A 25,820-nucleotide genomic window follows, 5' to 3' on the forward strand; every position below is an offset into this window, starting at 1 on the left:
CCTCGTCCCAGCGGATGCTGGAGACGGGGTATCAACATATCTGGCGTTGACTTTTGGCACGCTGTTGAGTTCTCAAGGAACGGACGCTTCCTTTGTACTCACCCTCTCGGGCTTTCCTCCGGGCGCTTCCCTTCGGTCTTGCGTTTCCAACCTTACCAGATCCTTTTCGGTGATCCGGCCCCCTGCTGGAGCGGGGTTGCTTTCCGGTCCGGCCCTTTCGGGCTTTCCCTTTCGGCGGTTCCGACTCTATCAGATCCTGGTCCGTGCCTTTTCCGGCTCGAATTCGTTTCCGATTCCCCGTCGGGCGGGGTTACGCCTTTCGGCGTGCCGCCACTTTAGCGGATTCCCTTGATTGCTCATAATCGGCGCCGATCCGGTCGGCCCGGTACAACCGAAATCCGATTTTCGGCAACGCGAAAATGAACCCGGTTGAGGGAGTCGTTCGAAGTGATGGTTGTGCCGCCTGCGGCGTGCGCACACAGCGCTGCCCGTCTCAAGCGGCTCGGGCCACATTACGGGCGTGCTGCGGCAGAGTCAAGCAGCCCTGGTCCGTCGTTTCCGCGGGACGTGCGCGCGGTACGGACTGACCGTCGGATCGCCGTCGATCCAGAAGCGCCAGGGGTGGGTCGCCCCTTCGCCGCCGACCCCGGTGCGCGGGCCGTTGCGTACCCGGTCCCGGTCCGCCGGTGTGCCCGTCAGGACGGAGAGCGGCGCGTCCGGGCCCGCGCACACGTCCGTGCCGTTGAGTTGCCGGTCGACGGCGAGGCCGGTGGCCAGCCGGGCAGGGCCTTGAGCCAGTTCGCTCTCGCGGCGGGACTTCGGGCGGCGCTCCGCCACCTGGTCCGTGCCGGACAGCACCTCGCCGGCGCGCAGCAGGACACCGCTCGCGTAGCCGTCGGGGCCGCAGACGAGGTTCAGGCTGAACCACATGCCGTAGATGAAGTACACATACGCGTGGCCGGGCGGGCCGAACATCGATGCGTTCCGCTCCGTGCGTCCCCGATAGGCGTGCGAGCCCGGGTCGTTCTCCCCGTCGTACGCCTCGACCTCCGTGAGGCGCAGCTCGACGGGGCCCTCCGGGGTGTTGCGCACCAGAGTGCGGCCGAGCAGGTCGGGGGCTACCTCGAGGACGGGGCGGTCGAAGAATGTCCGCGGGAGCGGCATTCGTGCGGGTTCGGAGATCATGCGTTCCCAGGGTAATGGACCTCGGCGCGTTTCTTCCGAGGCTCCGGAGTGGCCGGTGTGCACCGCGTCTTGGCAGGGTGTGGGCGTGCGGCGGCCGGCCGCCCGGGGGAACCGCCGTACGCCGTTTCGCGTTCGTAGGGGTCAGGCCCGGGCCGGGCGGGATCGTCGCGGCCGGAGAACAACGGAGTACAGGCACGTGCCTGGGGAGGACGATCAATGGGGTTCAAGAAGCTGCTGGCGAGTCTGGGTGCGGGGGGCGCGTCCGTGGAGACGGTGCTCTTCGAGGAGAACGTCGTGCCCGGTGGCGTCGTACAGGGTGAGGTGCGCATCCAGGGCGGATCGGTCGCGCAGCAGATCGAGGGCCTCTCGGTCGGACTGCAGGCCGTGGTCGAGGTCGAGACCAGCGAGGGGGAGAGCAAGCGGAACATCGAGTTCACCAAGCAGCAGCTGGGCGGCGCCTTCGAGGTGCAGGCCGGTGCCACGCACACGGTGCCGTTCGGGCTGGAGATCCCGTGGGAGACGCCGGTCACGATGTTCCTCGGGCAGCACCTGCACGGGATGAGCGTCGGCGTCACCACGGAGCTGGCGATCGCCCGTGCGGTCGACTCCGGTGACCTCGATCCGGTGAACGTGCACCCGCTGCCGGCGCAGCAGGCGATCCTCGACGCCTTCGGGCAGCTCGGGTTCCGGTTCAAGAGTGCGGACCTGGAGCGCGGGCACATCCGGGGGACGCGGCAGAAGCTGCCCTTCTACCAGGAGGTCGAGTTCTTCGCGCCGCAGCAGTACCGGGGCCTGAACCAGGTCGAGCTGTCCTTCGTGGCGGACGACCGGGCGATGGACGTCGTCCTGGAGATGGACAAGAAGCCGGGGCTGTTCACCGAGGGCAGCGACACCTTCCGCTCCTTCGAGGTGGGGCTGCACGACTTCCAGAACACGGACTGGGCGGCGTACCTGAACCAGTGGCTGGCCGAGGTCGGCGGCAAGCGGAACTGGTTCTGAGCCGGTAACGGGTACTGAGCCGACAGCGCAGCGGTGTCCGGCGCGCGGGCATGAGTTCCGCCGGGCCGGGCACCGGTTCTGTCGCGAGCAGGTTCTAACCTGGCCGGACGGTCTCCGAACGCGATCAGGAGGTGTCGAAGTGTCCGAGCAGAAGCGCCGGCCGCTCCCGCACGACTTTCATCCGCAGGTGCCCTCGTTCACGGTGGTGAGCGACGATGTGCAGGAGGGCGGGACGCTGGCGGACGCCCAGGTGTTCAGCGCGGGGAACACCTCGCCGCACCTGCGGTGGGAGGGTGCCCCCGAGGGCACCAAGAGCTACGCCGTCACCTGTTACGACCCGGACGCGCCGACCGGCAGCGGTTTCTGGCACTGGTCGGTGTTCGACATTCCGGCGTCGGTGACGGAGCTGCCGGCCGGTGCGGGCTCCGGTGAGATGAAGGGGCTCCCCCAGGGCGCGGTCCACGCGCGCAACGACTACGGGTCGCGGGACTTCGGGGGCGCCGCACCGCCGCCCGGTGACGGCTCGCACCGCTACGTCTTCACCGTGTACGCGGTGGACCAGGAGAAGCTCGGTCCGGACGCGGACGCCTCGCCCGCCGTGGTGGGCTTCAACCTGCGGTTCCACACGCTGGGCCGGGCCCAGCTGATCGGCGAGTACGAGATTCCCGCCGAGAGCTGACCGCGGGCCCGTACGCCCGTACCCGCCCGCATGCCGTGCGCGGGTCCGTGCGTCCGTAATTCCGTTGCGCCCCGGCGCCCCGGATCGCACAGTGGTGTTCGGCCGACGGTTGCCACATGGCCGTCGGGCAGTCGGCACCGCAGTGGCGGGGGTGGCGGGGCGCAGGTGTGTCCCCCGCCGCCTGCCGGAGCCCGCCTCGTGTCGGGCGTCCGCGCCGGCTGCCGTGGGCGCTCCGGGTCCCTTGTCACGGGGGACGGGGCCCGGAGCGTTCCCTTGCCCTTCCTCTTCTCCCCGCGTGCCTCTCCCCTCGCCACGCGCTCCCGTACCCGGTTCGCCGTTCGTTCGTCTTCCGCTCACCTGTCATCTCCCTTGCGGCATACGGAAATTGCGTTGTCCAGGGGATCACTGGAACTGCACAGTGGAGCCACTTCGCCGAGCGGCGGACGGATGCGGGAGGTGGTCGGGATGCGCGAGACGCTGGTCCTCAATGCGAGCTTCGAGCCGCTGTCGACGGTGTCGCTGCGGCGCGCGGTGGTGCTGGTCATGCAGGACAAAGCCGTGGTCGAGCAGGCGCACCCGGGGCTGCGTGTCCGGGCCGCTTCGCTGGATCTTCCGGTGCCACAGGTGATCAGGCTGAGCCAGTACGTACGGGTGCCGTTCCGAAGACAGGCGCCGTGGTCGCGGCGGGGTGTGCTGGTGCGGGACCAGCACCGCTGCGCGTACTGCGGGCGGCGCGCGACGACAGTGGACCACGTCGTGCCGCGGGCGCACGGGGGCGGTGACACCTGGCTGAATACTGTCGCGTCGTGTGCCGCGGACAACCACCGCAAAGCGGACCGTACGCCGGAGCAGGCGGGGATGGAGCTGCTGCGGCGGCCGTTCGTGCCGACGCCGGCCGACACGATGCTGGCGGCGCTGGGGGTGTCCGCGCGGGAGTCGCTGCCGGACTGGCTGGCGCAGCCGGCGTAGGGGCGGGCGCACTGGTGCGTGTACGGGGGCGCGGGGAGACCCGCGCCCCTTCGTCGTACGTGTCCGTCGGCTCGTCGTACGCGCGGCTCGGCTTCGTCGTACGCGTCGTTCAGCTTCCTCGCACGTGCGGCTCGGCTCCCTCGTACGCGCCGTTCAGCGCAGCAGCAGTTGGGCGATGGCCACGATGCCGACGGTGACGATGACGCCGCGCAGGACGGTGGGCGACAGCCGGCGGCCGATCTTCGCGCCGATCTGGCCGCCGAGCGCGGAACCGACGGCGATCAGTACGACGGCGGTCCAGTCGAAGTCGGCGACGAAGAGGAAGAAGAGCGCGGCGACGCCGTTGACGAGCAGCGCGAGCACGTTCTTGAGGGCGTTGAGGCGTTGCAGGTCCTCATCGAGCAGCAGACCCATCAGGGAGATGTAGAGGACGCCCTGGGCGGCGCCGAAGTAGCCGCCGTACGCGCTGGCGAGCAGCAGTCCGGTCAGCAGGCCGAGGCCGCCGTCGCGGTGCGGTGTGGTGCCGTTGCGGGCGCGGCGGGCCTTGACCGCGGCGGAGAGCCGGGGCTGGAGGACGACGAGGACGAGCGCGACGGCGATGAGCGCGGGGACGATCGCGTCGAAGGCGTCGGAGGGCAGGGCGAGCAGCAGTACGGCGCCGGCCAGGCCGCCGAGGAGGGCGGCGATGCCGAAGCGGACGACGCGGCGGCGCTGGCCGCGCAGTTCGCGCCGGTAGCCTATGGCGCCGCTCACGGAGCCCGGTACGAGGCCGAGGCTGTTGGAGACGTTGGCGGTGATGGGCGGCAGGCCGACGCCGAGCAGTACGGGGAAGGTGATGAGCGTCCCGGACCCGACGACGACGTTGATGGCGCCCGCGCCCATACCGGCGGCGAGGACGGCGAGGGCTTCCCAGACGGTCATGCCGAACCCCCGGCGCGTGATCGATGCGTCATGAACCGATCATGCACCAGGGGTTCGGTGGGTGTGCTGCGGGACCACGGTCCGAGACGGCCGCGGTGGGGCGTCAGTCGATGGGCGGCTGCTGGCGGGGCGGGGCCGCCGGGGCGGCCGGGGCCGCGGGGGCGGCCGGGGCCGCGGGGGCGCCGCCGGTCGGGGCGAAGCTGTTGATGGCGCCGCCGAGGCCCTTGAGCGCGTCGCCGATCTCGCTGGGCACGATCCAGAGCTTGTTGGCGTCACCCTCGGCGATCTTCGGGAGCATCTGGAGGTACTGGTAGGAGAGCAGCTTCTGGTCCGGGTCACCGGCGTGGATGGACTCGAAGACCGTACGGATCGCCTGCGCCTCACCCTCGGCGCGCAGGGCCGCGGCCTTGGCCTCACCTTCGGCGCGCAGGATCGCGGACTGCTTCTCACCCTCGGCGCGGAGGATCTCGGACTGCCGGACACCCTCGGCCTGGAGGATCGCGGCGCGCTTGTCACGGTCGGCGCGCATCTGCTTCTCCATCGAGTCCTGGATGGAGGTCGGCGGCTCGATGGCCTTGAGCTCGACGCGGTTGACGCGGATGCCCCACTTGCCGGTGGCCTCGTCCAGGACGCCGCGCAGTGCCGCGTTGATCTCCTCGCGGGAGGTCAGGGTGCGCTCCAGGTCCATGCCGCCGATGATGTTCCGGAGCGTGGTGACGGTGAGCTGCTCGATCGCCTGGATGTAGCTGGCGACCTCGTACGTCGCGGCGCGTGCGTCGGTCACCTGGTAGTAGATGACGGTGTCGATGTTCACGACCAGGTTGTCCTGGGTGATGACCGGCTGCGGCGGGAACGGGACGACCTGTTCACGCAGGTCGATGCGGTTCCGGATGGAGTCGATGAACGGCACGACGATGTTCAGGCCCGCGTTCAGGGTGCGGGTGTAGCGGCCGAAACGCTCGACGATGGCGGCGCTGGCCTGCGGAATGACCTGGATCGTCTTGATGAGTGCGACGAACACCAGCACCACCAGGATGATCAGGACGATGATGATCGGTTCCACAGTGGCTCCCCGTGTCCCTTTCGTAGCTGTCGGCCGGTCCCGCCCGGCGTGTCGTTGATCGAGTCTTTCAGAGACTCACCCTCTTGTGCAGGCCGTTCTCCGGTCCCGCGAGGGCCTGTTGATCAAGAGGGTCACATCACGACGGCGGTTGCTCCCTCGATGTCCACGACGTCCACTTTCTGCCCTGGTTCGTAGACCTGGTCGTCGTCCAGGGCGCGCGCGGACCACACCTCGCCGTTCAGCTTGATCCGGCCGCCGCCGGAGCTGTCGACCCGTTCCAGGACGGTCGCCTGGCGGCCCTTCAGGGCGTCGACGCCGGATGCCATGCCGGGCCGCCGGGAGCGGGCGCGGTTGGCGATCGGGCGCACGACGGCGACGAGCGCGACCGAGACGGCGGCGAAGACGATGACCTGCATCACCGTGCCGCCGCCGAGGGCGGCCACGGCAGCACCGGCCACGGCGCCGACCGCGAACATCCCGAATTCCGGCATCGCGGTGACGACGAGAGGAATACCCAGCCCTACGGCGGCGATGAGCCACCACACCCATGCATCCACGGTGTCATGGTAGATCGGCGGGCGGCTTCGCGGACAGGGTCCGATCGATCGCGGCCGGATCGTGCGGGGCTTTTCGGCCCCGGCCGCGCGCCGGGGCCCTGCGCCGTGTCAACTGTCAGGCGAGCGGCAGACCTTGAGCCGTCCAGCGGTCGCCGTTGCGCTCGACGACCAGCGGGAGGCCGAAGCAGCGCGAGAGGTTGCTGGAGGTCAGCTCCAGGTCGATGGGGCCGGCGGCGAGCACCTTGCCCTGACGGATCATCAGTACGTGGGTGAAGCCCGGCGCGATCTCTTCGACGTGGTGCGTGACCATGATCATCGACGGCGCGAACGGGTCACGGGCGAGCCGGCCGAGGCGGCGTACGAGGTCCTCGCGACCGCCGAGGTCCAGGCCCGCGGCCGGCTCGTCCAGGAGGAGCAGCTCGGGGTCGGTCATCATCGCGCGGGCGATGAGGGTCCGCTTGCGCTCGCCCTCGGAGAGCGTGCCGAACTTCCGGTCGAGGTAGGCCGTCATGCCCAGCCGGTCGAGGAAGGCGCGGGCGCGCTGCTCGTCGACCTCGTCGTAGTGCTCCTGCCAGGTGGCGGTCATGCCGTACGCGGCGGTGAGCACGGTCTGCAGCACGGTCTGGCGGCGCGGCAGCTTGTCGGCGAGCGCGATGCCGGCCATGCCGATGCGCGGCCGCAGGTCGAAGACGTCGACCTTGCCGAGGGTCTCCCCCAGGACCGTGCTGGTGCCCGTGGTCGGGAAGACGTAGCTGGAGGCGACATTGAGGAGGGTGGTCTTGCCGGCGCCGTTCGGGCCCAGGATCACCCAGCGCTCTCCCTCCTTCACCGACCAGGAGACCTGGTCCACCAGAGCCCGGCCCTCGCGGACCACGGATACGTCCACCAGCTCCAGAACATCGCTCATGAGCGCGTTGTCTCCCATTGCATCTCGGTCCTCGCGTGCACCTGTAGGCGCAGCCCCCCTGCAAACCTACGCCACCCATTGTCAGTGCCTGTCCTTAGGCTGGGTCCATGCTCGATGAACCTCGCTCAGGACGGCTGGCCGCGTGGGGAAATGCCCTGTTGGCCGGATTGGTCCCACCTGATGACGCAGCGGAGCGGATCGCGGAGGGTGACGCGGTGCACCGCGTCACCGGGCTGCCCGGCGAATCGGGGCCGGTGGGGCTGACGCTCGCGCTGGGCCGGCTGCGGGCGCTGGGCGCGACCGGCCTGCGCGTGGCGCTGCCGGTGCCGGGCCATCCGCTGGGGCTGAGCGGCCCGCCGGAGTTCAATGCGCGGGCGCTGGCGGCCGGGGAGGCGGTGATCGCCTGCGGGGTGGCGCTGGGCCTGGTGCCGGAGGTGCACGAGGCCGGGCCCGAGGGCGATGTGCACGTCGAGGTCGTGTGGCACTGCACGGCCGTCCGGGACGCGCCGCCGGCCGACGTGCCCTCGCTGGGCGAGGCGGAGCGGGAGCTGGCGCAGGCGCTGCGGGAGGCGACGGAGCTGCTGGCGAAGCTGGACGTGGCCGGATCCGGACCGGTCGCCCAGGCGGCGCTGGAGGCGTACCGGGCGCGCGCCGAGGCCGGCCGGCAGCTGCTCGCGCCGGGATACCCGCCGCGCGCGGTGCGGGTGCTGGAGCTGGCGCAGAAGGTGGGGGCGCTGATCGGCATCGCCCAGGCCGGCGGGGACGAGCACGGTGCGGCCGTCAGCGCCTCACAGATCGCGGCGCGGGCGGAGGCGCTCCGTCCGGTAGAGCGGACCGCGCGGCGGGCGCAGGTGGCGGCGTACGACTCGTTCGTGGAGGAGCGGGAGCGGCGGGCGCCTTAGGCAGGCGCCTTAGTCCGCCGACGGGGGTGCGCCCCGAGGCTGGGTCCGTGGCGGGGCCGGGGGCGCGGCTGCCCACCGCGGGGCTTCGCGTGCGCGGTGGGGCGCGCCACCGCCGTGACCGGGCGCGCAGTTCCCCGCGCCCCTTAGTCGCGGCTGCCCGCCGCGGGCTTCGCGTACGCCGCCGGGTGCGCCGGCGTTGCGGTTGCTCGCGCAGTTCCCCGCGCCCCTGGTGGGCGCTTAAGCGCCCACTCCGTGGCGGACTGCCCAGAGGGCTGCTTGGGTGCGGTCTGCGAGGTCCAGTTTCATGAGGATGTTGGAGACGTGGGTCTTCACGGTCTTCTCGGAGAGGACCAGGGCCCGGGCGATCTCGCGGTTGGAGCGGCCGTCCGCTATCAGCGCCAGTACCTCGCGCTCCCGGTCGGTGAGGGAGCCGCCGCGGCCCTGGCCGTTGCCCGCGTCCTCCTGGCTGAGCAGCGCGTCGGCCACCTCCGGCTGCAGCAGCACGTGCCCGGCATGCACGGACCGGATGGCGCCGGCCAGCGCGTCGGGGTCGATGTCCTTGTAGACGTAGCCGGCGGCGCCCGCCCGGAGCGCCGGGATCACGGTCCGCTGCTCGGTGAAGCTGGTGACGATCAGCACCCTGGCCGGGTTGCGCTGCTCACGCAGCAGCCGCAGCGCCTCGACCCCGTCCATGCCGGGCATCTTGACGTCCATCAGGACGACGTCCGGCCCGAGCCGCTCGGCCGCCGCGACGCCCTCCTCGCCGTCGGCGGCCTCCCCCACGACCTCGATGTCGTCCTGGACCTCCAGGAACGTCCGCAGGCCCCGCCGCACGACCTGGTGGTCGTCGACGAGCAGCACCTTGATGGGGCCGCCGAGCGGGCCCCTGTCTCCGTCAGCCACCGGGGACCTCCATCTCGACAGCGGTGCCCTTGCCGGGCCCCGATTCCACCGTGAGCGTGCCGCCGACGCCGCTCGCCCGGTCCCGCATCGACACCAGGCCCAGATGGCGCCCGGCGCGTCGTACGGCGCCGGGGTCGAAGCCACAGCCGTCGTCGGCGATCCGCAGCACCGCGCCCTGCCGGTGCCGGGCGAGCGTCACGTCGACACGTTGCGCGTCGGCGTGCCGCAGCGCGTTGTGCAGCGCCTCCTGCGCCACCCGCAGCAGCGCCTCCTCCTGCGCGGCGGGCAGCGCCCGCAGCCCGTGCGCGGCGAAGGTGACCTTGGCGTTGTGCGCCCGGTCGAGGACCTGGATCTGGGTACGCAGTGTGGCGATCAGGCCGTCCTCGTCCAGGGCCGCGGGCCGCAGCTCCACGACGGCGGCGCGCAGCTCGTCGGCGGCCTCCGCGGCGAGCCGGGTGACCTGCTGCAGCTCGTCCTTGGCGCGGGCCGGGTCACGGTCGACGAGCGCGGTGGCGGCCTGCGCGGTCAGCCGCAGCGAGAAGAGCTTCTGGGAGACCGCGTCGTGCAGCTCGTGCGCCAGCCGGGCCCGCTCCCCCGCGATGGTCAGCTCGCGGCTCCGCTCGTAGAGCCGGGCGTTGGTCAGCGCGATGGCGGCGTGCTGGGCGAGCATGCCGAGCAGCGCCTCGTCCTCGGCGGTGAAGTTGCAGCCGCCGGTGGGCAACGGGCACCGCTTGTTGGCGAGGAAGAGCGCGCCGAGGATCTCGTCGCCGTCGGCCACCGGCATGCCCAGGAAGTCCGACATATCGGGGTGGGCGCTGGGCCAGCCCTCGAAGCGGGGGTCGTTGCGGACGTCGCCGAGCCGCTGCGGGGTGGCGTCCTTGAGCATCGCGGCGAGGATGCCGTGCTGGCGGGGCAGCGGGCCGATGGCCTTCCACTGCTCCTCGCTCACCCCGTCCACGACGAACTGTGCGAAGCCGCCGTGATCGTCCGGCACCCCCAGCGCCGCGTACTCGGCGTCCAGGAGCTCGCGGGCGGAGGCGACGATCGTCTTGAGCACGTCGCGCACCTCCAGATGCCGGCTCATGGCGAGGATGGCGCTGCTCACCGCGGAGAGCCCGGCACCCCGCTCCGCCCCTGGTCCGTTGGTCATGCGCTCACGGTACCGGCGGGCCGCACGGTCCGTATCGGCCCTCGGCGGGGCCCCGACCGGGCCCCGGGACGTAGGTCCGGAGTCCCGGTGCCGGGTGCCGGATCCGGCGGGTATTTCCGCCCCGGTCACGGGGGACCATGGCCGCTCCGGACGCGGGACTTTGTGCCCCCTATATATAGGGGAAAGGAACGGCGGCCTTTCGCGCCCGCCCGAGGCGGTCTTTTACGGCCGGCCGAAGGCGGTCCTTCCCGGCTGCCCGGAGGCGTTCTTCGCGGCTGCCCGGAGGCGTTCTTCGCGGCAGCCGGGAAGGCGGTCTTTCGCGGCAGCCCGGCACGGGCCACACTCCCGGCCATGACGACTTCACGGAAAAGCTGGTCCCCCGTCCACGGCGAGCCGTACCGCCCCGTCCCCTACCGGCCCGCACGGATGCCGGCCGAGGAATCCCGGGCGCGCGCCGCGGAACTGCGGGAACGGATGGCGGAGCGCCGTACGGTCCGCCGTTTCGCGCCCGATCCGGTGCCCGAGCAGGTGATCAGGGACGCCATTGCGTGCGCCGCCACCGCGCCTTCCGGGGCACATCAGCAGCCCTGGACATTCGTACTGGTCAAGGATCCGGAAGTACGGCGGCGCATTCGGGAGGCCGCGGAGGCGGAGGAGCGCCTCTCGTACGACGGGCGGCTGGGCGAGGAGTGGCTGACGGCGCTGCGGCCGCTGGGCACCGACGAGGTCAAGCCGCACCTGACCGACGCGCCGCACCTGATCGTGGTCTTCCAGCAGCGCTACTGGCTGGGCCCGGACGGCACCAAGCGCAAGCACTACTACGTGGATGAATCGGTGGGGATCGCGGTGGGCATGCTGCTGTCCGCGCTCCACCTGTCGGGCCTGGCGGCGCTGGTGCACACCCCCAGCCCGATGGGCTTCCTGCGGGCGGAGCTGGGGCGGCCGGTCAACGAGAAGGCCTTCGCGGTGATCCCGGTGGGACACCCCGCGGCGGACTGCGAGGTGCCGGATCTGGTGCGCAAATCGCTCGATCAGGTTCTGGTGGAGCGATAACGCTCACGGTGCGTGCCGCCTCGATGACATAACGCCATACGGGCTCCGCAAACATGTGAGCCCGCACATAGGGCGTACATCACTTACGAAGAATGTTAGTGGGATGCGAATGCGGGCAACGGCGGGATCGCATCCGGGGCACCCCATGGAGAGAACAGAACGGGACGCATTTCGGCGACCCCCGGTTCCACTAAACAGCTTCGTACGTCACATGATTGCAGCGCCAAATTCCGACCGCTAACAATGGCTGACGTCGCCCGGCGCCGTGGAAAAGGATCTCGGCGTTCTCGCGCCATTCCGGCCCACGCGACGTCCCCCATTGGAAGAGGTTCTTTCCGCATGCCCCTGCACGCCATTCCTGGCTACAGCCGCCTGAACCGGAATCACAAGCTCTCCGCCGCTGCCGTGGCCGCGGGCGGTGCCGCCGCCGTCGTCTTCGCCGTCGTTCCGGGTTCGGCCAACGCCGAGCCGGCGCACGCCGCGTCCGCCCAGAACGTGAAGCCCGTCGCCTACCACGTGGTGGACGACTCCTCGGCCTACAGCCTGGTCGACAACGCCGCCGCCAAGGCGCAGAACGCCGAGCTGACCCAGAACAGCGCGCGCGCCGCCGAGCAGGCCGGCAACGAGGCCTTCGCCGCGAAGAAGCAGGCCGAAGGCGACGCCAAGGCCGCCGCTCAGGCCAAGGCCAAGGCTGCCGCCGACGCGGCCGCCCAGGCCAAGGAGGCCGCCAAGAACAAGGCCGACCAGCAGCGCACCACGACGCAGGCCGCGAGCCGGTCCGCCGAGCGCAAGCCGGTCACCTACGCCAACAACCTCGACGGCTGGATCAAGGAATCCATGTCGATCATGAAGAAGCACGGGATCCCCGGCTCCTACGAGGGCATCAAGCGCAACATCATCCGCGAGTCCGGCGGTAACCCGCGCGCGATCAACAACTGGGACGTCAACGCCCAGATGGGTATCCCGTCCAAGGGCCTGCTGCAGGTCATCCAGCCGACCTTCGACCAGTACCACGTCGACGGCACGGCGAACGACCTGTACGACCCGGTCGCCAACATCGTCGCCGCCTGCAACTACGCGGCCGACAAGTACGGCTCCATGGACAACGTCGACTCGGCGTACTGAGCCACTGCTGCGAGCAGGAGCTCCGGCGCCGGACGATGAACGCCGCGAGGGGCGGCACCCGATTCGGGTGCCGCCCCTCGCGGCTGTCGTCGTGCGGACGACGGGACTACTTGCGCATGACCTCGGGCTCGTGGCGGCGCAGCAGGCGCGCCACCGCGAAGGCGAGCACGACGCCGAGCGCCAGCAAGAAGACCATGTCCATCACGTAGACGCCGGTCTGGTGCTGCCACAGCGGGTCGGGGTTGCCCTTCTCCCAGGGGAGGAGGGTGTTCAGGTCGGCGGTGGCGCCCAGCGCGGCGACCGCCCAGCGCGAGGGCATCAGCCAGGAGAGCTGGGCGACACCCGGGGTGTCGAAGAGCTGGAAGAGCACGCCGGTGAAGACGACCTGCACGATGGCGAACATGACCAGCAGCGGCATGGTCTTCTCGGCGGTCTTGACCAGCGCGGAGATGATCAGGCCGAACATCATCGAGGTGAAGCCCAGGGCGATGATCGCCACGGTCATCTCGACGGCCGGCAGGTCCTTCACGATCAGGCCCTCGGCGGGCATCTTGCGGGTCGAGAAGCCGATCGCCGCAATGATCACGCCCTGCACCGCGGTGACCACGCCGAGCACGATCACCTTCGACATCAGGTACGCCGAGCGGGACAGGCCGGTGGCCCGTTCGCGCTCGTAGATGACGCGTTCCTTGATCAGTTCTCGTACCGAGTTGGCCGCGCCGGAGAAGCACATACCGACCGTGAGGATCAGCATGATCGTCGCGGCGTCGCGGTTGGTGCGGGCCCGCTCGATCGGGCCGTACCCGAGGCCGAAGTCGCTGGGGATCAGCATGGAGACCACGCCGAGCACGGCCGGCAGGATCAGCATCAGCCCGAGGAAGCCGCGGTCGGAGGCGATCACGGAGACGTACCGGCGCATCAGGGTCCACAGCTGCGAGCCCCAGCTCTGGGACTTCTGCATCCGGGCCGGCGGCGCCTGGACGTCGACCGACTGCGGCGCGACGGCGTCGAGGTCGGCCGCGTACATCTGGTAGTGCGGGGAGCCGCGCCAGCGGCCCATCCAGTCGTAGTCGCGGTAGTTCTCGAACGCCGAGAAGACATCCGCCCAGGACTCGTACTGGAAGAAGTTCAGCGCCTCCTCGGGCGGGCCGAAGTAGGCGACACCGCCGCCCGGCGCCATGACCAGCAGCTTGTCACAGAGCGCGAGCTCGGCGACGGAGTGCGTGACGACCAGGACCGTGCGGCCGTCGTCGGCGAGGTCGCGGAGCAGCTTCATGACGTCGCGGTCCATGCCCGGGTCGAGGCCGGAGGTCGGCTCGTCCAGGAAGATCAGCGACGGCTTGGTCAGCAGCTCCAGGGCGACCGAGACGCGCTTGCGCTGGCCGCCGGAGAGCGAGGTGACCTTCTTCTCCTTGTGCACGTGCAGCTTGAGCTCGTGCAGCACCTCGTCGATGCGGGCCTCGCGCTCCGCCGTCGCGGTGTCACCGGGGAAGCGGAGCTTGGCCGCGTAGCGCAGCGCCTTCTGGACGGTCAGCTCCTTGTGCAGGATGTCGTCCTGCGGGACCAGCCCGATGCGCTGCCGCAGCTCGGCGAACTGCTTGTAGAGGTTCCGGTTGTCGTAGAGGACGTCGCCCTCGTTGGCGGGGCGGTAACCGGTGAGCGCCTTGAGCAGCGTGGACTTGCCGGAGCCGGACGGGCCGATGACCGCGACCAGCGACTTCTCGGGCACCCCGAAGGAGACGTCCTTGAGGATCTGCTTGCCGCCGTCGACCGTGACGGTGAGGTGGCGCGCGGAGAAGGAGACCGCACCGGTGTCGACGAACTCTTCCAGGCGGTCGCCGACCAGCCGGAACGTGGAGTGGCCGACGCCGACGGTGTCGTTCGGGCCGATGAGCGCCGAACCGCTCTTGGGGACCGGCTGGCCGTTGACGTACGTACCGTTGTGGCTGCCGAGGTCGTGGATCTCGAAACGGCCGTCGGGTGTGGCCCGGAACTCCGCGTGGTGCCGGGAGACCTGCAGGTCGGAGACGACCAGCTCGTTCTCCAGGGCACGGCCGATGCGCATGACGCGGCCGAGGTCCAGCTGGTGGAAGGTGGTCGGGCTGCGGTCGCCGGACGGCTGCGGGACCGCGGCGCCCTGTGCCGGGGGCTGCTGCGGTCCGCCCTGCGGCGGGACACCGGCGCCATACGAGGGCGGGCCCTGTTGCGGCGGCGCGCCCTGCCATCCCTGCTGCTGCGCCGGCGGCTGCTGCGCTCCGGCCCAGCCGGCGGCGCCCTGCTGGGCGGGGGCCGCGGCGGCCGGCTGGGCGGCGTTGGCCGGGGCTGTGGGCTGCGCGGCGTAGGCGTCGGCGGCGGCAGCGGCCGCGGTGCCGTTGAGGGTCAGCCGGGGACCGTCGGTGGCATTGCCGAGGTGCACGGTCGAGCCGGGGCCGATCTCCATCTGGTGGATCCGCTGCCCCTGCACATACGTGCCGTTGGTGCTGCCGTGGTCCTCGATGACCCAACTGCGCCCTCCCCAGCGCACGGTCGCGTGCCGCCACGACACCCTCGCGTCGTCCAGCACCATGTCGCCCTGCGGATCACGGCCCAGGCTGTACGACCGGGACGGATCGAGCGTCCAGGTCATTCCATTGATTTCGAGTACGAGTTCAGGCACTCCATGCCCCACTAGTTGTCCCCCGAGTGACCCCCTGCACGGGAAGTCTAGGGATGGTGAACATCGTGAGGAACTATTCCAGGCAGAGGGCCGCGACCGAAAGCCGGGCCGTGACAAGAGCATGAAGCGGACAGCGTTGACGCCGCCGAAAGCCCCCCGGAGAGTGGGAGAATCCCACGGATCCGCACCGATGCCACGCGATGCGGGCAACTCGGGGCAGGCGGGGCCGGGGAGCGAGGAGCAGCGATCGGGGGCTGCGATGAGCGTGACCGCGACTCCGCACACCGGAGCGGCCGCTGTGCTGCTCTCCGCCGTCGCCACGGTCTGCTGGGCGTTCCTGGCGATGACCGGGGTCGCGGCCCTCGGGCTGCATCTGCTGGGCGTCGACGCGTACGGCTCGCTGGGTCCGATGACGGCCGCCGTGGTGGTGCTGGCGGTGGGCGGAACCGTCTCCCCGCACGGTGACGTATCGGCCTTCGGGGTGTCCGGCGTCACGGCCGAAACCGCCATTGACATCGTGCCGTTGGGCGTCTCCGTGGTCGGCGCGCTGCTGCTGGGGCTGCTGTTCCTCCGGTCGCTGCGGGCCGTGCCGGGCGGGATCACGTCCGGCGCTCTGGCGGCCCGCGCGGCCGCGGTCGTCGCGCTCTTCACCGCGCTCGTCGGCGGCCTCGCCTGGGCCGGGCACGACTCCGTAACGATCCCGGCCCGGAAGCTGATTCCGGCGCCGGCGGGCGGGGGCGGCGGGCCGCTCGACCGGCTGCCGGACCTGCCCGGCCTCGGCGACCTCCCGGGCCTGGGCGACCTGCCGGGCCTCGGCGATCTCGGCGGGCTGCCCGGCCTCGGCGGCCAGGGCACGGCGCACGACCTGCCGGGGCTGCTGCTGCCCGGCCTCGCGGACGCCCGGCTCCGGGTGGACTTCGCGGTGGCGGCGGGGCCCTCGCTCGTGGCGGGCGCGCTGTGGGTGCTCGGCGTCCTGCTGATCGCGCTCGCGGCCTCCCGGCGCACCCCGCTCCCCCGCGCGCTGGCCGGGGCGGACCGCTTCGTCCGCCCCGCCGCCTCCGCGCTGACCCAGGTGCTGCTCGTCGCGGTGCTCCTGGGGCTCGCCGCCGGGCTGTACGGGGTCACCGAGGGCGGGCAGCCGCGGCGGGCACTGGGTGCCGCGCTGCTCGGCGCGCCCAACGGGGCGTGGCTCGCGCTGCCCCTGGGCCTGCTCGTGCCCTGGTACGGCTCGGCGAGCGGCGCACTGCTCCACGTGCTGCCCGCGTCCCTGCGGGAGCTGCTCGGCGGTGGCGGCGAGCGGCCGGTTACCCTGTCGCGACTGGCGGAGCAGACCCCTGGGGTGTGGGCGACGGCGCTGGTGGCGGTGGTGCTGATGCTGCTGGCCGGGGTGCTCACGGCGATGCGTACGGCCCGCACGGAGGCCGGTCTCCTGGCGTATGCGGGCGGCTGCGCGCTGCGCCTGGGCGTGGTCACCGCGCTCGCCGTACCCCTGCTGGTGTGGCTGACGGAGGTGGCGGTGGCCGTCCGGCTGAGCCTCTTCGGTATCGGCGTCCACGAGACCGGCCTGACCCTGCACGGGGGCCTCGGCACTGGAGCGGTCCTGGGAGCCCTCTGGGGCGGCGCTGCGGGGCTGGCGGGCGCCTTGCTGGCGGCCGGGGCAGGGCTGGCCGGGCGACGCGCCACGGTCCCGGCCCACCCGGCGCACGTGCCGTCGCCGTACGGGCCGGGGCCGGGCGGCGGCCCGGGGCCGTACACGCCGTCCCGTCCCTACCGGCAGCCGAACCCGGACACCAATCCGTACCTGCGCGCGCTCCCGCCCCGGGAGCCGGAGCGCCGCGTGCCGCCCCCGCCGGAGGGGCCTCCGCCCGGCGCACCACCCACGCCTGGCACACCGCCCCCGCCGGACCGTCCGCCGGCCGGCGGGCCGCCGCCGCACGGCAGCGACACCGCCTCGGCGCCGACCGTGAGCGGCACTCCGCTGCCGCGCCCCGGAGGGCCGCGGTCCCGCCCGAAGCGGCGGTGGGACGATCCGCCGCCGGAGCCCCCGCCACCGCCCCCGCCGCCCGGACGCCCGGACGCAGGCCGCTGAGGGTGGGCTCCGCTCGGACGCCCTGGGGCGGGCCGCTGAGGGCCGTCGCCGGACGCTTCGCGGCCCTGGCCTGGCGTCGCAGGCCACAGAACGCCCCATACGTCCCTTGAGTCCCACTCGGCCGCGTGGTGGGAGACGTCCACTCGGCGGGACACCTGTACGGTCCCGTGGCGGAGCCGGATACCGTAAGAGCACCATGAGCGCATCGCAGACACCGCCTGCCACCGCCGTACCGGGCGACGACGTACCGACCCTCCTCGTCAAGATCTTCGGTAAGGACCGGCCCGGCATCACCGCCGGCCTCTTCGACACCCTCGCCGCCTACTCCGTCGACGTCGTCGACATCGAGCAGGTCGTGACCCGGGGCCGCATCGTGCTGTGCGCCCTGGTCACGACGCCGACGGGGAGCGCGTCGAACGGCGCCTCCGAAGGTGACCTGCGCGCGACCGTGCACAGCTGGGCCGAGTCGCTGCACCTCCAGGCCGAGATCATCTCGGGTACCGGCGACAACCGCCCGCGCGGCACGGGGCGTTCGCACGTCACCGTGCTCGGCCACCCGCTCACCGCCGAGTCCACCTCCGCCATCGCCGCCGCCATAACGGCCACCGGCGGCAACATCGACCGTATCTTCCGGCTCGCCAAGTACCCCGTGACCGCGGTGGAGTTCGCGGTCTCCGGCACCCCGACCGACGTGCTGCGCACCGCGCTCGCCACCGAAGCCGCCGTGCTCGGCGTGGACATCGCCGTGAGCGCCTCCGGGCTGCAGCGCCGGGCGCAGCGGCTGGTCGTCATGGACGTGGACTCCACGCTGATCCAGGACGAGGTCATCGAGCTGTTCGCGGCGCACGCGGGCTGCGAGAAGGAGGTCGCCGAGGTGACCGCCGCGGCGATGCGCGGCGAGCTGGACTTCGAGCAGTCGCTGCACGCCCGGGTGGAGTTGCTGGCGGGGCTGGACGCCTCGGTCGTGGAGCAGGTGCGCAAGGAGGTGCGGCTGACCCCCGGCGCGCGGACCCTGGTACGCACGCTCAAGCGCCTGGGGTACCAGGTCGGCGTGGTCTCCGGCGGCTTCACGCAGGTCACCGACGCGCTCAAGGACGAGCTGGGGCTGGACTTCGCCTCGGCCAACACCCTGGAGATCGTGGACGGCCGGTTCACCGGCAAGGTCACCGGCGACATCGTGGACCGCGCGGGCAAGGCCCGGCTGCTGCGCTCCTTCGCCCAGCAGGCCGGCGTGCCGCTGGCGCAGACGGTCGCGATCGGCGACGGTGCCAACGACCTGGACATGCTGAACACCGCCGGGCTGGGCGTCGCCTTCAACGCCAAGCCGGTCGTACGGGAGGCCGCGCACACCGCCGTGAACGTGCCGTTCCTGGACACCGTGCTGTACCTGCTCGGCATCACCCGCGAAGAGGTCGAGGCCGCCGACACGATGGCGGACTGACACCGTGGCGCACTGACACGCCGGCGGGCTGAACAGTCACCCTCTGTACGCAGCCGTGGAAGCGGAACGCGCGGCATGAGCCGCGGAGGCTGAGCGCACGGCATACGAAGGGCCCCGGCACGGAGCGTGCCGGGGCCCTTCGGCGTGTGCGGTCGGCGGCGGGTCAGTCGTGCGGCGTCCAGTACGCGACCAGGCGGCCGACGCCGTGCTCGACGGACTTCCAGGAGCCGTTGAAGGACACCACCGCCATGGAGGCGGTCGGGAAGCCGCTGCGGTTCATCCGGGTCAGCAGCTCGCCGTCGGCCTCTCCGGAGAGGGCGTCGGCGAGGGCGTGCATGCCGGGGTTGTGGCCGACCAGCAGCAGGTCGCTCACCTCGTCCGGGACCTCGTTGACCACGGCGATCAGCTCGCCGAGCGAGGCTTCGTACAGCCGCTCTTCGTAGACGGTCTTGGGGCGCTGAGGGAGTTCATGGACGCAGAGTTTCCATGTCTCGCGGGTGCGCAGTGCCGTGGAGCAGAGGGTCAGGTCGGGGCTGACGCCCGCTCCTGCGAGCCATCGTCCGGCGGTGGGGGCGTCCCGGCGGCCGCGCTCGGCGAGCGGCCGCTCGTGGTCGCTCTCCTGCGACCACTCGGCCTTGGCATGTCGGAGAAGAACAATCCGGCGAGGAGAATCGACGCTCATGTGTCCCAGCTTCGCATGAAACGCAGCGCGGGGCGCGGGGTGTTGACAGCCTCGTCCCACGAGGCGGGATGCGGAACCGGCGGCTACACTCCGGCGCCGACCAGCCGCGCGAGCAAGTGGACCACGGACAGCACGGCGGGCGGCGCACCGGCCGCCTCGGGCTCCGCGGCGGGGGTCATCACGAAGAGCAGCGTCACGAACGAGACCACCGGCAGGGCCACGGCCCACCACGGCAGCCGCACGGGCCGGGCACCGTTCCCGGCGTGCCTGGGGTGAGCGGCGGACATGGGATCGCCTCCGTGCGGTCGAGCGGCCGCGCGGCCTTCGTAGCGGGCCGCGCCCACCGCTGCTGCGCGGTGTCCTTCGAACCTACGGTTCCCGGTCCGCCCGGCCCATCAGGTGCACCACCCACTTGCCCCTGACCCCGGCCCCCTAGGGGACGGTGGGGACAGCCCCACCGTGCGCGCCGGGGCGCCGTGTCACGGAGCGGCGATGCTGGCGATGATCCCGACGACGACGGTGACGGCGAGCATCGCGCCCAGCACGAGGAGCAGCTTCTTCTGTCCGCCCTGCGGATTCGGTTCGAGCACTGGCATGCGCCCAGTGTCGCAAACGCCTCCGGGCCACCGGTCGGCAGGACCGGGTAAGGGAGCCGGGGGCTCCGGTGAGCGGTACCGGGTAAGGGGGCCGAGGGCTCTCCGGTGCGCGATACCGGGTAAGGGAGCCGGGGCGGTCCCTTACCGCTCGTCCACCTCTACCGCTCGTCCTCGATGCGGCGGTCCCGGCCGGCCAGCATGCCCACCGCGATCTGCGGCACCATCAGCCCCGCCATCAGCGCGATCGGCAGGCCCCAGCCGCCGCTGTGCTGGTACAGCGCGCCCACCAGGAGCGGGCCGGGGATGGAGATCAGGTAGCCGATGCACTGGGCGAAGGCGGAGAGCTTGACGACGCCGGCGGCGCTGCGGGCGCGCATACCGATCATGGTGAGGGCCAGCGGGAAGGCGCAGTTCGATATGCCGAGCAGCAGTGCCCAGCCCCAGGCGCCGCCGGCGGGCGCCAGCCACAGGCCCGCGTACCCGGCGAGCCCGCAGGCCCCGAGGAGCACGGCCAGCGGCCCCTGGTGGCGCATCCGGGCCGCCACCCGCGGCAGCAGGAAGGACAGCGGGATGCCCATCGCCATGGTGATCGCGAGCAGGACGCCCGCGGTCCCGGCGGGCACTCCGGCGTCGCGGAAGATCTGCGGCAGCCAGCCCATGGTGATGTACGCGGCGGTGGCCTGGAGGCCGAAGAAGACGGCGAGCGACCAGGCGGTGGGCGAGCGGCTGATCCGGATGGCGGGGGCGTCCTCCCGCGCCGCGCCGGCCGCCTGCGGCGCCGTCTGCGGCGCGCGGTGCCGCAGCACGGCGAGCCAGGGGACGATGGCGAGGGCGCCGAGCACCGCCCAGATCGCCAGGCCGGCCTGCCAGCCGCCGCCGAGCGCGCCGGTGACCGGCACGGTGAGCGCGGCGGCGAGCGAGGTGCCCAGCGCCAGGGCCATGGAGTACAGCCCGGTCATCGAGCCGACCCGGTCGGGGAAGAAGGTCTTGATGACCACGGGCAGCAGGATGTTGCTGACCGCGATGCCGGCGAGGGCGAGGGCGCTGGCGACGAGGAAGCCGGCCGTGCCGCCGGCGAAGGGCCGCACCACGACGCCGATGGTGATCGCGGCCATGCCGGCGCACACGATGGCGCCTGGGCCGAAGCGGCGGGCGAGGCGGGGCGCCGCGATGCCGAAGACGGCGAAGCACAGGGCCGGTACGGAGGTGAGCAGGCCCGCGATGGTGCCGCTCATGCCGAGACCGTCCCGCACCTCCTCCATGAGGGCGCCCAGGCTGGTGATGGCCGGGCGGAGGTTGAGGGCGGCGAGGACGAGACCGGCGGTCAGGACCGCGCCGAGCCAGCGCGGTACGCGCGCGGGGGCGCGGTCGAGCGGGTCGCCGCCGGGCGTCCCGGTGGTCTGAGGTGCCTCGGTAACGGTGCCTAGGGTCGCGAGGTCGTCGTCTGCCATACGTACATCATAGAATCATGGGATGAATGTTTGTCCAGGTGATTCTCGCCTCCCGGTGACCGGCCGGGAAAGGCTTAGCATCAGCGATGCCGAATCCGTGCTCGTGTCCTCGGGAGCGCTCGTATGCCGCTGACCTCGCCCCGGCGTTCCGCCCTGGCCGACCAGGTGATCGCACAGCTGCGTGCCCAGATCACCTCGGGCGAGTGGCCGGTCGGCTCGCGCATCCCCACCGAGCCCGAGCTGGTCGAGCAGCTCGGCGTGGCCCGCAACACCGTCCGCGAGGCGGTCCGGGCGCTGGCCCACAACGGTCTGCTGGACATCCGCCAGGGCTCCGGCACGTACGTGGTCGCCACCAGTGAGCTGGCGGGCGTGATGAACCGCAGGTTCGCCGACGCCGACCCGCGGCACGTCGCCGAGCTGCGCAGCGCGCTGGAGGCGGAGGCCGCCCGGCGGGCCGCGGAGCGCCGTACGGAGACCGACCTCAAGCAGCTGGACGCGGCGCTGCAGCGGCGCGAGCAGGCCTGGGAGTCGGGCGCCGCCGCGGCCTTCGTGGAGGCGGACGCCAACCTGCACATGGCGATCGTGGCGGCCTCGCACAACGACGTACTGGCGGAGCTGTACGCGGACCTCGGCGGCGTGCTGCGGGAGTTCCTCCGCGCCGACGTGGGCGACGAACTGCGCCCGGAGTCGCACCTGGACCACTCCCGGCTGGTGGACGCGATCCGCGACGGCGACGGCGACCGCGCGGCGTCGGAAGCAGGAGCCCACCCGTACGGCTGCCGCCTGGGCCGCGCCTGAGGCGACCGGCCGGCCCGAGGACACCGGCCGGCCCGAGGGCAGCGTCCGCTCCGAGGCCGCCAGCGGTTCCCGTCCGCCCTCTCCACCGGCGGTTCCCGCCCGCGCCCCTTGGGTAACCCCCTGCTGGGGGGACGATCTCGTTCGATTCGCCCCGAAGACCGCCCCGAAAGCCGCCGCGCAAGCGCCGCGCAAGCGACGAAGGGCCGCGCAAGCGAAGCCTGGAGGGCGCGCAAACGAAACCCCGGAGGCGGGCGCGCCGGCGAAGCCCCGAAGGCGGCCCCGCCAAGCCAACGAAGAAGGGCCGCGCCCCGTCCCGTACGTCGCGTACGGGACGGGGCGCGGCCCTCACTCACTGCCGGGTGCGTCAGGCACCCTCACAGCCGGGTGGCCCTCACTCACAGCCGAGTGGGTACAGCCGGTGGGTACTGCCAGCTGCGTCAGGCGCCCATCATGTGCACGCCGCCGTCGACGTGCACGATCTCGCCGGTGGTCTTCGGGAAGAAGTCCGAGAGCAGCGCGACGACGCCCTTGCCGGCCGGCTCCGGGTCGCCCATGTCCCAGTTCAGCGGGGAGCGGGTGTCCCACACCTTGGCGAGCTCGGAGAAGCCCGGGATGGACTTGGCGGCCATCGAGCCGATCGGGCCGGCGGAGACCAGGTTGCAGCGGACGTTCCGCGCGCCGAGGTCACGGGCCACGTAGCGGCTGGTGGCCTCCAGCGCGGCCTTGGCCGGGCCCATCCAGTCGTACTGCGGCCAGGCGAACTGCGCGTCGAAGGTCAGGCCGACCACCGCGCCGCCCTCCTCCGGCATCAGCGGCAGGCAGGCCATGGTCAGCGCCTTCAGCGAGAACGCCGAGACATGCATGGCCGTGGAGACCGACTCGAAGGACGTGTTGAGGAAGTTGCCGCCGAGCGCGTCCTGCGGGGCGAAACCGATGGAGTGGACGACGCCGTCCAGGCCGCCGAGCTCCTCGCGGACCTTGGCCTCCAGACCGTCCAGGTGCTCCTGGTTGGTCACGTCCAGCTCGATGACCTTGGCGGGCTTGGGCAGCTTCTTCGCGATGCGCTCGGTGAGCGTGGGCCGCGGGAAGGCCGTGAGGATGACCTCGGCGCCCTGCTCCTGCGCGACCTTGGCCGCGTGGAAGGCGATGGAGGACTCCATCAGCACACCGGTGATCAGAATGCGCTTGCCGGCGAGGATTCCGCTCATATCGATCAGTGACCCATGCCCAATCCGCCGTCGACGGGAATGACGGCTCCAGTGATGTACGCGGCCTCGTCGGAGGCCAGGAAGCGGACCGAGGCGGCGATCTCCTCGGGCTGCGCGTAACGCGCGAGCGGCACCTGCTTCACGATGTTCTCGCGCTGCTCGTCGGTGAGCGCGCGGGTCATGTCCGTGTCGACGAAGCCGGGGGCCACGACGTTGCACGTGATGTTGCGGGAGCCCAGCTCGCGGGCGATCGAGCGGGCGAAGCCGACGAGGCCCGCCTTGGACGCCGCGTAGTTCGCCTGGCCCGCCGAGCCCAGCAGGCCCACCACCGACGAGATCAGCACGATGCGGCCCTTGCGCGCCCGCAGCATGCCGCGGTTGGCCCGCTTGACCACGCGGAACGTACCGGTGAGGTTGGTCTCCAGGACCGAGGCGAAGTCGTCCTCCGACATCCGCATGAGCAGCTGGTCACGGGTGACGCCGGCGTTGGCCACCAGCACCTCGACCGCGCCGTGCTTCTCCTCGATCTCCTTGTACGCCTGCTCGACCTGCTCCGTGTCGGTGATGTCGCACTTCACGGCCAAGAACCCCGCCGGGGGTTCGCCGGAGCGGTAGGTGATGGCGACCTTGTCGCCTGCCTCGGCGAAGGCGCGGGCGATGGCGAGGCCGATGCCGCGATTGCCTCCGGTGACCAGAACCGAGCGGCTCAAGAGATCACCCTTTCCGTGTCCTGTCCGACGTGTGTTCCCTACGAAACTAGCGGTCAGCGACCCCATACGGAGAATCGACCTCGCACAGGGGCACATCCCGGTCACTGTCGGGTCCCTACAGAACCGCGGCCACCGGGCCCGGCCGGACCATCAGGCAGGCCCTGCGGAAGTCCCCCGCGCCGGAGCGGCGCGCCGGTCAGCCGAACGTGACGGGAGTGGTCTGGGCCACGGCCCCGTTGACAATGACGAGGAGCAGGTCACCCACCGTCGCCTCCTTGCCGAGCCCGAGCTCCGAGACCGGTCGCGCTCCCGGCACCTCACGGGCGGTGACAGGCTTGAGGCGCAGCTCGTTCTCCTCGCCCTGGAACGCGAGCATCACCCAGGTCTCGTCCTGCCCGATGCGCGAAAGAACGGTGCTGAGCCGGTCGGTCAGAACAGCGCACACCACAGTGAGCCGCTGGCGCTCGGCCCTCGGGAACGCGGAGATCATCTCCAGGACGCCGGGAGCCGAGAGCGTGCCCTCCAGCAGCTGCGCCACGGCGGTGCGGTCGCCCGAGCGGTCGTCCGCCTCCACCGCGTGAACGAAGCGGACGATGGGCAAGCCGTCGTCGAGCACCTGCTGCCAGCGCGGCAGCATGAAGTCGATGTGGAGGGCCTCTTCACGGCTCGGGCCTGCGTCGCCCACCTCGCACCCGCGCCCTGCCAGCCAGGCCCGGACATCGGCCCAGCGCCAGACGAGTGAGCGCCCGGCTGTGCCTTCCGGCTCCGGGAACGGCGGCGCGTCATGGCGGCGCTCGCCGTTCACCCATTGCAGGATGTTCTGGCGGCTGCGGCCGGTCCGCTGGGCGATGTCCGGCACTCCCACGAGATCCGGATCGAGGCGCAGCAAGCGCAGCTGGGGCAGTTCCTGGCGCAGCCGTACGACAAGACGGTGTGCCGCGTCGATGGCGCTGTCGCCGGTTTCGGACACATCGAGGAGGTGTTTGCCGCGATGGCTGGTGAGCAGTCCGTCGAATGTTTCGAAGACGGCGCCGAGCGCCGTTTCGTCGTTCACGCCGACGCCATCCACGACGAAGAGAAACTCATAGTCCATCGCGACCCCATCCCCCCTCGCTCGTGCACTGTGATCCTTGGCAGCAGGGCTCACCACCCCCCTTCGAGCCTTACCCGGCCCGGCTATGTTGTCAAACGACAACACCCCCGTCCGGGGCACGTCCGCCTTCCGGAGCCCGGCGGGGGTCCCCGTCCGGCAGCGGGCACAGCGCCGCCCGCCACGCGAGCTTCCGGGCCGTACGGTCCGGATTCTTGGCCGTACCGGGGACAGGAATGGTCGTGCACCCGCCGGGACACGGGCAGTACAGGCGCCCCCAATGCCCTTCCTTGCGCAGGGTCCAGCCCGCAACCACGAGCCGCTTGAGGACCACGCGGATCTCCTTGTTCTGGTGATCCGCCGGCGACAACTCGCGCCCGACCATCCACCAACTCCCCAACGCTCGCTACCGAACCGGGAGTCGACCGTCAACTCCGCGTGCGCCAGAGACTACTCCGAGCATCCGACAATCGACGAAATCAGACACCCATGCAGTCATTTGGCATGTAAAACGATCAGATGCTTCCGCTTGAGGGGGCGTCGGCCATCACCCTCGCCAACGAAGAGCGAGGGAGGTCGCAGCTCTGCTCCACATCCGGGCGATCAAGGACAGGCCGCCCGCGGAGGCAGGCAGCAGCCCCGGAGAGGCAGGTGTCCGTGCCCTCAACTTGGCGAAGGATGACCGC

24 protein-coding genes are annotated in these 25,820 nt (G+C 71.5%); 9 read left to right on the plus strand and 15 right to left on the minus strand.

The genetic code is table 11. From position 1 onward, the window contains the following. Positions 1-534: 534 nt before the first annotated feature. Positions 535-1,185: a DNA-3-methyladenine glycosylase gene (locus tag ACIGQF_RS09810; RefSeq protein ID WP_399707658.1), complete on the minus strand. Its 651-nt coding sequence runs from the start codon at positions 1,183-1,185 to the stop codon at positions 535-537. Between the two features lie 216 nt (positions 1,186-1,401). Between ACIGQF_RS09810 and ACIGQF_RS09815 the strand changes: the two genes are divergently transcribed. The 3 genes from ACIGQF_RS09815 to ACIGQF_RS09825 all read left to right on the plus strand — a co-directional run bounded on the left by ACIGQF_RS09815 (position 1,402) and on the right by ACIGQF_RS09825 (position 3,832). After that, complete coding sequence (locus tag ACIGQF_RS09815; protein ID WP_399707660.1) at positions 1,402-2,184, plus strand: sporulation protein; 783 nt, start codon at positions 1,402-1,404, stop codon at positions 2,182-2,184. 139 nt (positions 2,185-2,323) lie between these two features. Next, the gene (locus tag ACIGQF_RS09820) at positions 2,324-2,863 is read left to right on the plus strand and encodes a YbhB/YbcL family Raf kinase inhibitor-like protein (RefSeq protein WP_399707662.1); all 540 of its coding nucleotides are present in this window, start codon (positions 2,324-2,326) and stop codon (positions 2,861-2,863) included. Positions 2,864-3,328: 465 nt separating this feature from the next. Next, complete coding sequence (locus ACIGQF_RS09825) at positions 3,329-3,832, plus strand: HNH endonuclease (protein WP_399707664.1); 504 nt, start codon at positions 3,329-3,331, stop codon at positions 3,830-3,832. A 153-nt stretch (positions 3,833-3,985) separates the two neighbouring features. Here the strand turns inward: ACIGQF_RS09825 and ACIGQF_RS09830 are convergent, their stop codons facing one another. The 4 genes from ACIGQF_RS09830 to ACIGQF_RS09845 all read right to left on the minus strand — a co-directional run bounded on the left by ACIGQF_RS09830 (position 3,986) and on the right by ACIGQF_RS09845 (position 7,298). Beyond that, positions 3,986-4,753 (minus strand): sulfite exporter TauE/SafE family protein, encoded by a 768-nt coding sequence (locus ACIGQF_RS09830; RefSeq protein ID WP_399707666.1) that lies wholly within the window; start codon positions 4,751-4,753, stop codon positions 3,986-3,988. A 103-nt stretch (positions 4,754-4,856) separates the two neighbouring features. Continuing rightward, positions 4,857-5,816 carry an SPFH domain-containing protein gene (locus ACIGQF_RS09835; protein WP_399707668.1) on the minus strand — a complete coding sequence of 320 codons (960 nt, stop codon included), beginning with the start codon at positions 5,814-5,816 and terminating at the stop codon, positions 4,857-4,859. 131 nt (positions 5,817-5,947) lie between these two features. Beyond that, positions 5,948-6,361 carry an NfeD family protein gene (locus tag ACIGQF_RS09840; RefSeq protein ID WP_399708559.1) on the minus strand — a complete coding sequence of 138 codons (414 nt, stop codon included), beginning with the start codon at positions 6,359-6,361 and terminating at the stop codon, positions 5,948-5,950. A 127-nt stretch (positions 6,362-6,488) separates the two neighbouring features. After that, the gene (locus tag ACIGQF_RS09845) at positions 6,489-7,298 is read right to left on the minus strand and encodes an ABC transporter ATP-binding protein (RefSeq protein WP_399707669.1); all 810 of its coding nucleotides are present in this window, start codon (positions 7,296-7,298) and stop codon (positions 6,489-6,491) included. An 89-nt stretch (positions 7,299-7,387) separates the two neighbouring features. Here ACIGQF_RS09845 and ACIGQF_RS09850 point away from each other — a divergent pair, with 89 nt between their 5' ends. Beyond that, positions 7,388-8,182 carry a hypothetical protein gene (locus ACIGQF_RS09850; RefSeq protein WP_399707671.1) on the plus strand — a complete coding sequence of 265 codons (795 nt, stop codon included), beginning with the start codon at positions 7,388-7,390 and terminating at the stop codon, positions 8,180-8,182. A 237-nt stretch (positions 8,183-8,419) separates the two neighbouring features. On the opposite strand, the gene ACIGQF_RS09855 is transcribed toward ACIGQF_RS09850, so the two are convergent. Together ACIGQF_RS09855 and ACIGQF_RS09860 are read right to left on the minus strand one after the other, a co-directional pair. Further along, positions 8,420-9,085, minus strand: coding sequence for a response regulator transcription factor (locus ACIGQF_RS09855; protein WP_361559988.1), 666 nt, complete (start codon positions 9,083-9,085; stop codon positions 8,420-8,422). Further along, complete coding sequence (locus ACIGQF_RS09860) at positions 9,078-10,235, minus strand: GAF domain-containing sensor histidine kinase (RefSeq protein WP_399707673.1); 1,158 nt, start codon at positions 10,233-10,235, stop codon at positions 9,078-9,080. The genes ACIGQF_RS09855 and ACIGQF_RS09860 overlap by 8 nt, the downstream gene beginning before the upstream one ends. A gap of 351 nt (positions 10,236-10,586) precedes the next feature. On the opposite strand from ACIGQF_RS09860, the gene ACIGQF_RS09865 reads away from it, so the two are divergent. After that, the gene (locus ACIGQF_RS09865) at positions 10,587-11,288 is read left to right on the plus strand and encodes a nitroreductase family protein (RefSeq protein WP_399707675.1); all 702 of its coding nucleotides are present in this window, start codon (positions 10,587-10,589) and stop codon (positions 11,286-11,288) included. 339 nt (positions 11,289-11,627) lie between these two features. Continuing rightward, on the plus strand, positions 11,628-12,413 hold the full coding sequence (locus ACIGQF_RS09870) for a transglycosylase SLT domain-containing protein (protein ID WP_399707677.1): 786 nt from the start codon (positions 11,628-11,630) through the stop codon (positions 12,411-12,413). 106 nt (positions 12,414-12,519) lie between these two features. On the opposite strand, the gene ACIGQF_RS09875 is transcribed toward ACIGQF_RS09870, so the two are convergent. Further along, the gene (locus ACIGQF_RS09875; protein ID WP_399708562.1) at positions 12,520-15,039 is read right to left on the minus strand and encodes an FHA domain-containing protein; all 2,520 of its coding nucleotides are present in this window, start codon (positions 15,037-15,039) and stop codon (positions 12,520-12,522) included. 289 nt (positions 15,040-15,328) lie between these two features. On the opposite strand from ACIGQF_RS09875, the gene ACIGQF_RS09880 reads away from it, so the two are divergent. Then, positions 15,329-17,158, plus strand: a complete 1,830-nt coding sequence (locus tag ACIGQF_RS09880) for a streptophobe family protein (RefSeq protein ID WP_399707679.1) — start codon at positions 15,329-15,331, stop codon at positions 17,156-17,158. Between the two features lie 196 nt (positions 17,159-17,354). Continuing rightward, the gene (gene serB / locus ACIGQF_RS09885; protein WP_361560005.1) at positions 17,355-18,599 is read left to right on the plus strand and encodes a phosphoserine phosphatase SerB; all 1,245 of its coding nucleotides are present in this window, start codon (positions 17,355-17,357) and stop codon (positions 18,597-18,599) included. A gap of 163 nt (positions 18,600-18,762) precedes the next feature. On the opposite strand, the gene ACIGQF_RS09890 is transcribed toward serB, so the two are convergent. From ACIGQF_RS09890 to ACIGQF_RS09905, 4 genes are all read right to left on the minus strand, one after another. Then, positions 18,763-19,281, minus strand: a complete 519-nt coding sequence (locus ACIGQF_RS09890) for a SixA phosphatase family protein (protein WP_399707682.1) — start codon at positions 19,279-19,281, stop codon at positions 18,763-18,765. 83 nt (positions 19,282-19,364) lie between these two features. Next, positions 19,365-19,568, minus strand: coding sequence for a hypothetical protein (locus ACIGQF_RS09895; protein WP_399707683.1), 204 nt, complete (start codon positions 19,566-19,568; stop codon positions 19,365-19,367). Positions 19,569-19,760: 192 nt separating this feature from the next. Beyond that, complete coding sequence (locus ACIGQF_RS09900) at positions 19,761-19,877, minus strand: SGM_5486 family transporter-associated protein (protein WP_267881145.1); 117 nt, start codon at positions 19,875-19,877, stop codon at positions 19,761-19,763. Positions 19,878-20,035: 158 nt separating this feature from the next. Next, complete coding sequence (locus ACIGQF_RS09905; RefSeq protein WP_399707685.1) at positions 20,036-21,328, minus strand: CynX/NimT family MFS transporter; 1,293 nt, start codon at positions 21,326-21,328, stop codon at positions 20,036-20,038. 123 nt (positions 21,329-21,451) lie between these two features. Between ACIGQF_RS09905 and ACIGQF_RS09910 the strand changes: the two genes are divergently transcribed. Continuing rightward, positions 21,452-22,126, plus strand: coding sequence for a FadR/GntR family transcriptional regulator (locus ACIGQF_RS09910; RefSeq protein WP_399707687.1), 675 nt, complete (start codon positions 21,452-21,454; stop codon positions 22,124-22,126). A gap of 437 nt (positions 22,127-22,563) precedes the next feature. On the opposite strand, the gene fabI is transcribed toward ACIGQF_RS09910, so the two are convergent. The 3 genes from fabI to ACIGQF_RS09925 form a co-directional block, all read right to left on the minus strand. Next, a complete protein-coding gene (gene fabI / locus ACIGQF_RS09915; RefSeq protein WP_361560023.1) occupies positions 22,564-23,334 on the minus strand; it encodes an enoyl-ACP reductase FabI in 771 nt (256 codons plus the stop codon). Between the two features lie 5 nt (positions 23,335-23,339). Next, on the minus strand, positions 23,340-24,044 hold the full coding sequence (gene fabG, locus ACIGQF_RS09920; protein ID WP_030618957.1) for a 3-oxoacyl-[acyl-carrier-protein] reductase: 705 nt from the start codon (positions 24,042-24,044) through the stop codon (positions 23,340-23,342). 196 nt (positions 24,045-24,240) lie between these two features. Then, positions 24,241-25,137, minus strand: coding sequence for a helix-turn-helix transcriptional regulator (locus ACIGQF_RS09925; protein ID WP_399707690.1), 897 nt, complete (start codon positions 25,135-25,137; stop codon positions 24,241-24,243). Positions 25,138-25,820: the final 683 nt, after the last annotated feature.

It is taken from the genome of Streptomyces sp. NPDC053560 (genome assembly GCF_044544605.1).
Classification (GTDB): Bacteria; Actinomycetota; Actinomycetes; order Streptomycetales; family Streptomycetaceae; genus Streptomyces.

Bases quoted from the DNA above. Each gene is read 5' to 3' on its own strand.
- ACIGQF_RS09910 (WP_399707687.1), top strand. From the start codon at position 21,452: ATGCCGCTGACCTCGCCCCGGCGTTCCGCCCTGGCCGACCAGGTGATC.
- ACIGQF_RS09875 (WP_399708562.1), bottom strand. From the start codon at position 15,039: ATGACCTGGACGCTCGATCCGTCCCGGTCGTACAGCCTGGGCCGTGAT.
- ACIGQF_RS09925 (WP_399707690.1), bottom strand. From the start codon at position 25,137: ATGGACTATGAGTTTCTCTTCGTCGTGGATGGCGTCGGCGTGAACGAC.
- ACIGQF_RS09860 (WP_399707673.1), bottom strand. From the start codon at position 10,235: ATGACCAACGGACCAGGGGCGGAGCGGGGTGCCGGGCTCTCCGCGGTG.
- serB (WP_361560005.1), top strand. From the start codon at position 17,355: ATGAGCGCATCGCAGACACCGCCTGCCACCGCCGTACCGGGCGACGAC.
- ACIGQF_RS09905 (WP_399707685.1), bottom strand. From the start codon at position 21,328: ATGGCAGACGACGACCTCGCGACCCTAGGCACCGTTACCGAGGCACCT.
- ACIGQF_RS09890 (WP_399707682.1), bottom strand. From the start codon at position 19,281: ATGAGCGTCGATTCTCCTCGCCGGATTGTTCTTCTCCGACATGCCAAG.
- ACIGQF_RS09895 (WP_399707683.1), bottom strand. From the start codon at position 19,568: ATGTCCGCCGCTCACCCCAGGCACGCCGGGAACGGTGCCCGGCCCGTG.
- ACIGQF_RS09870 (WP_399707677.1), top strand. From the start codon at position 11,628: ATGCCCCTGCACGCCATTCCTGGCTACAGCCGCCTGAACCGGAATCAC.
- ACIGQF_RS09880 (WP_399707679.1), top strand. From the start codon at position 15,329: ATGAGCGTGACCGCGACTCCGCACACCGGAGCGGCCGCTGTGCTGCTC.
- ACIGQF_RS09865 (WP_399707675.1), top strand. From the start codon at position 10,587: ATGACGACTTCACGGAAAAGCTGGTCCCCCGTCCACGGCGAGCCGTAC.
- ACIGQF_RS09845 (WP_399707669.1), bottom strand. From the start codon at position 7,298: ATGGGAGACAACGCGCTCATGAGCGATGTTCTGGAGCTGGTGGACGTA.
- ACIGQF_RS09830 (WP_399707666.1), bottom strand. From the start codon at position 4,753: ATGACCGTCTGGGAAGCCCTCGCCGTCCTCGCCGCCGGTATGGGCGCG.
- ACIGQF_RS09810 (WP_399707658.1), bottom strand. From the start codon at position 1,185: ATGATCTCCGAACCCGCACGAATGCCGCTCCCGCGGACATTCTTCGAC.
- ACIGQF_RS09815 (WP_399707660.1), top strand. From the start codon at position 1,402: ATGGGGTTCAAGAAGCTGCTGGCGAGTCTGGGTGCGGGGGGCGCGTCC.
- fabI (WP_361560023.1), bottom strand. From the start codon at position 23,334: ATGAGCGGAATCCTCGCCGGCAAGCGCATTCTGATCACCGGTGTGCTG.
- ACIGQF_RS09850 (WP_399707671.1), top strand. From the start codon at position 7,388: ATGCTCGATGAACCTCGCTCAGGACGGCTGGCCGCGTGGGGAAATGCC.
- ACIGQF_RS09900 (WP_267881145.1), bottom strand. From the start codon at position 19,877: ATGCCAGTGCTCGAACCGAATCCGCAGGGCGGACAGAAGAAGCTGCTC.
- ACIGQF_RS09825 (WP_399707664.1), top strand. From the start codon at position 3,329: ATGCGCGAGACGCTGGTCCTCAATGCGAGCTTCGAGCCGCTGTCGACG.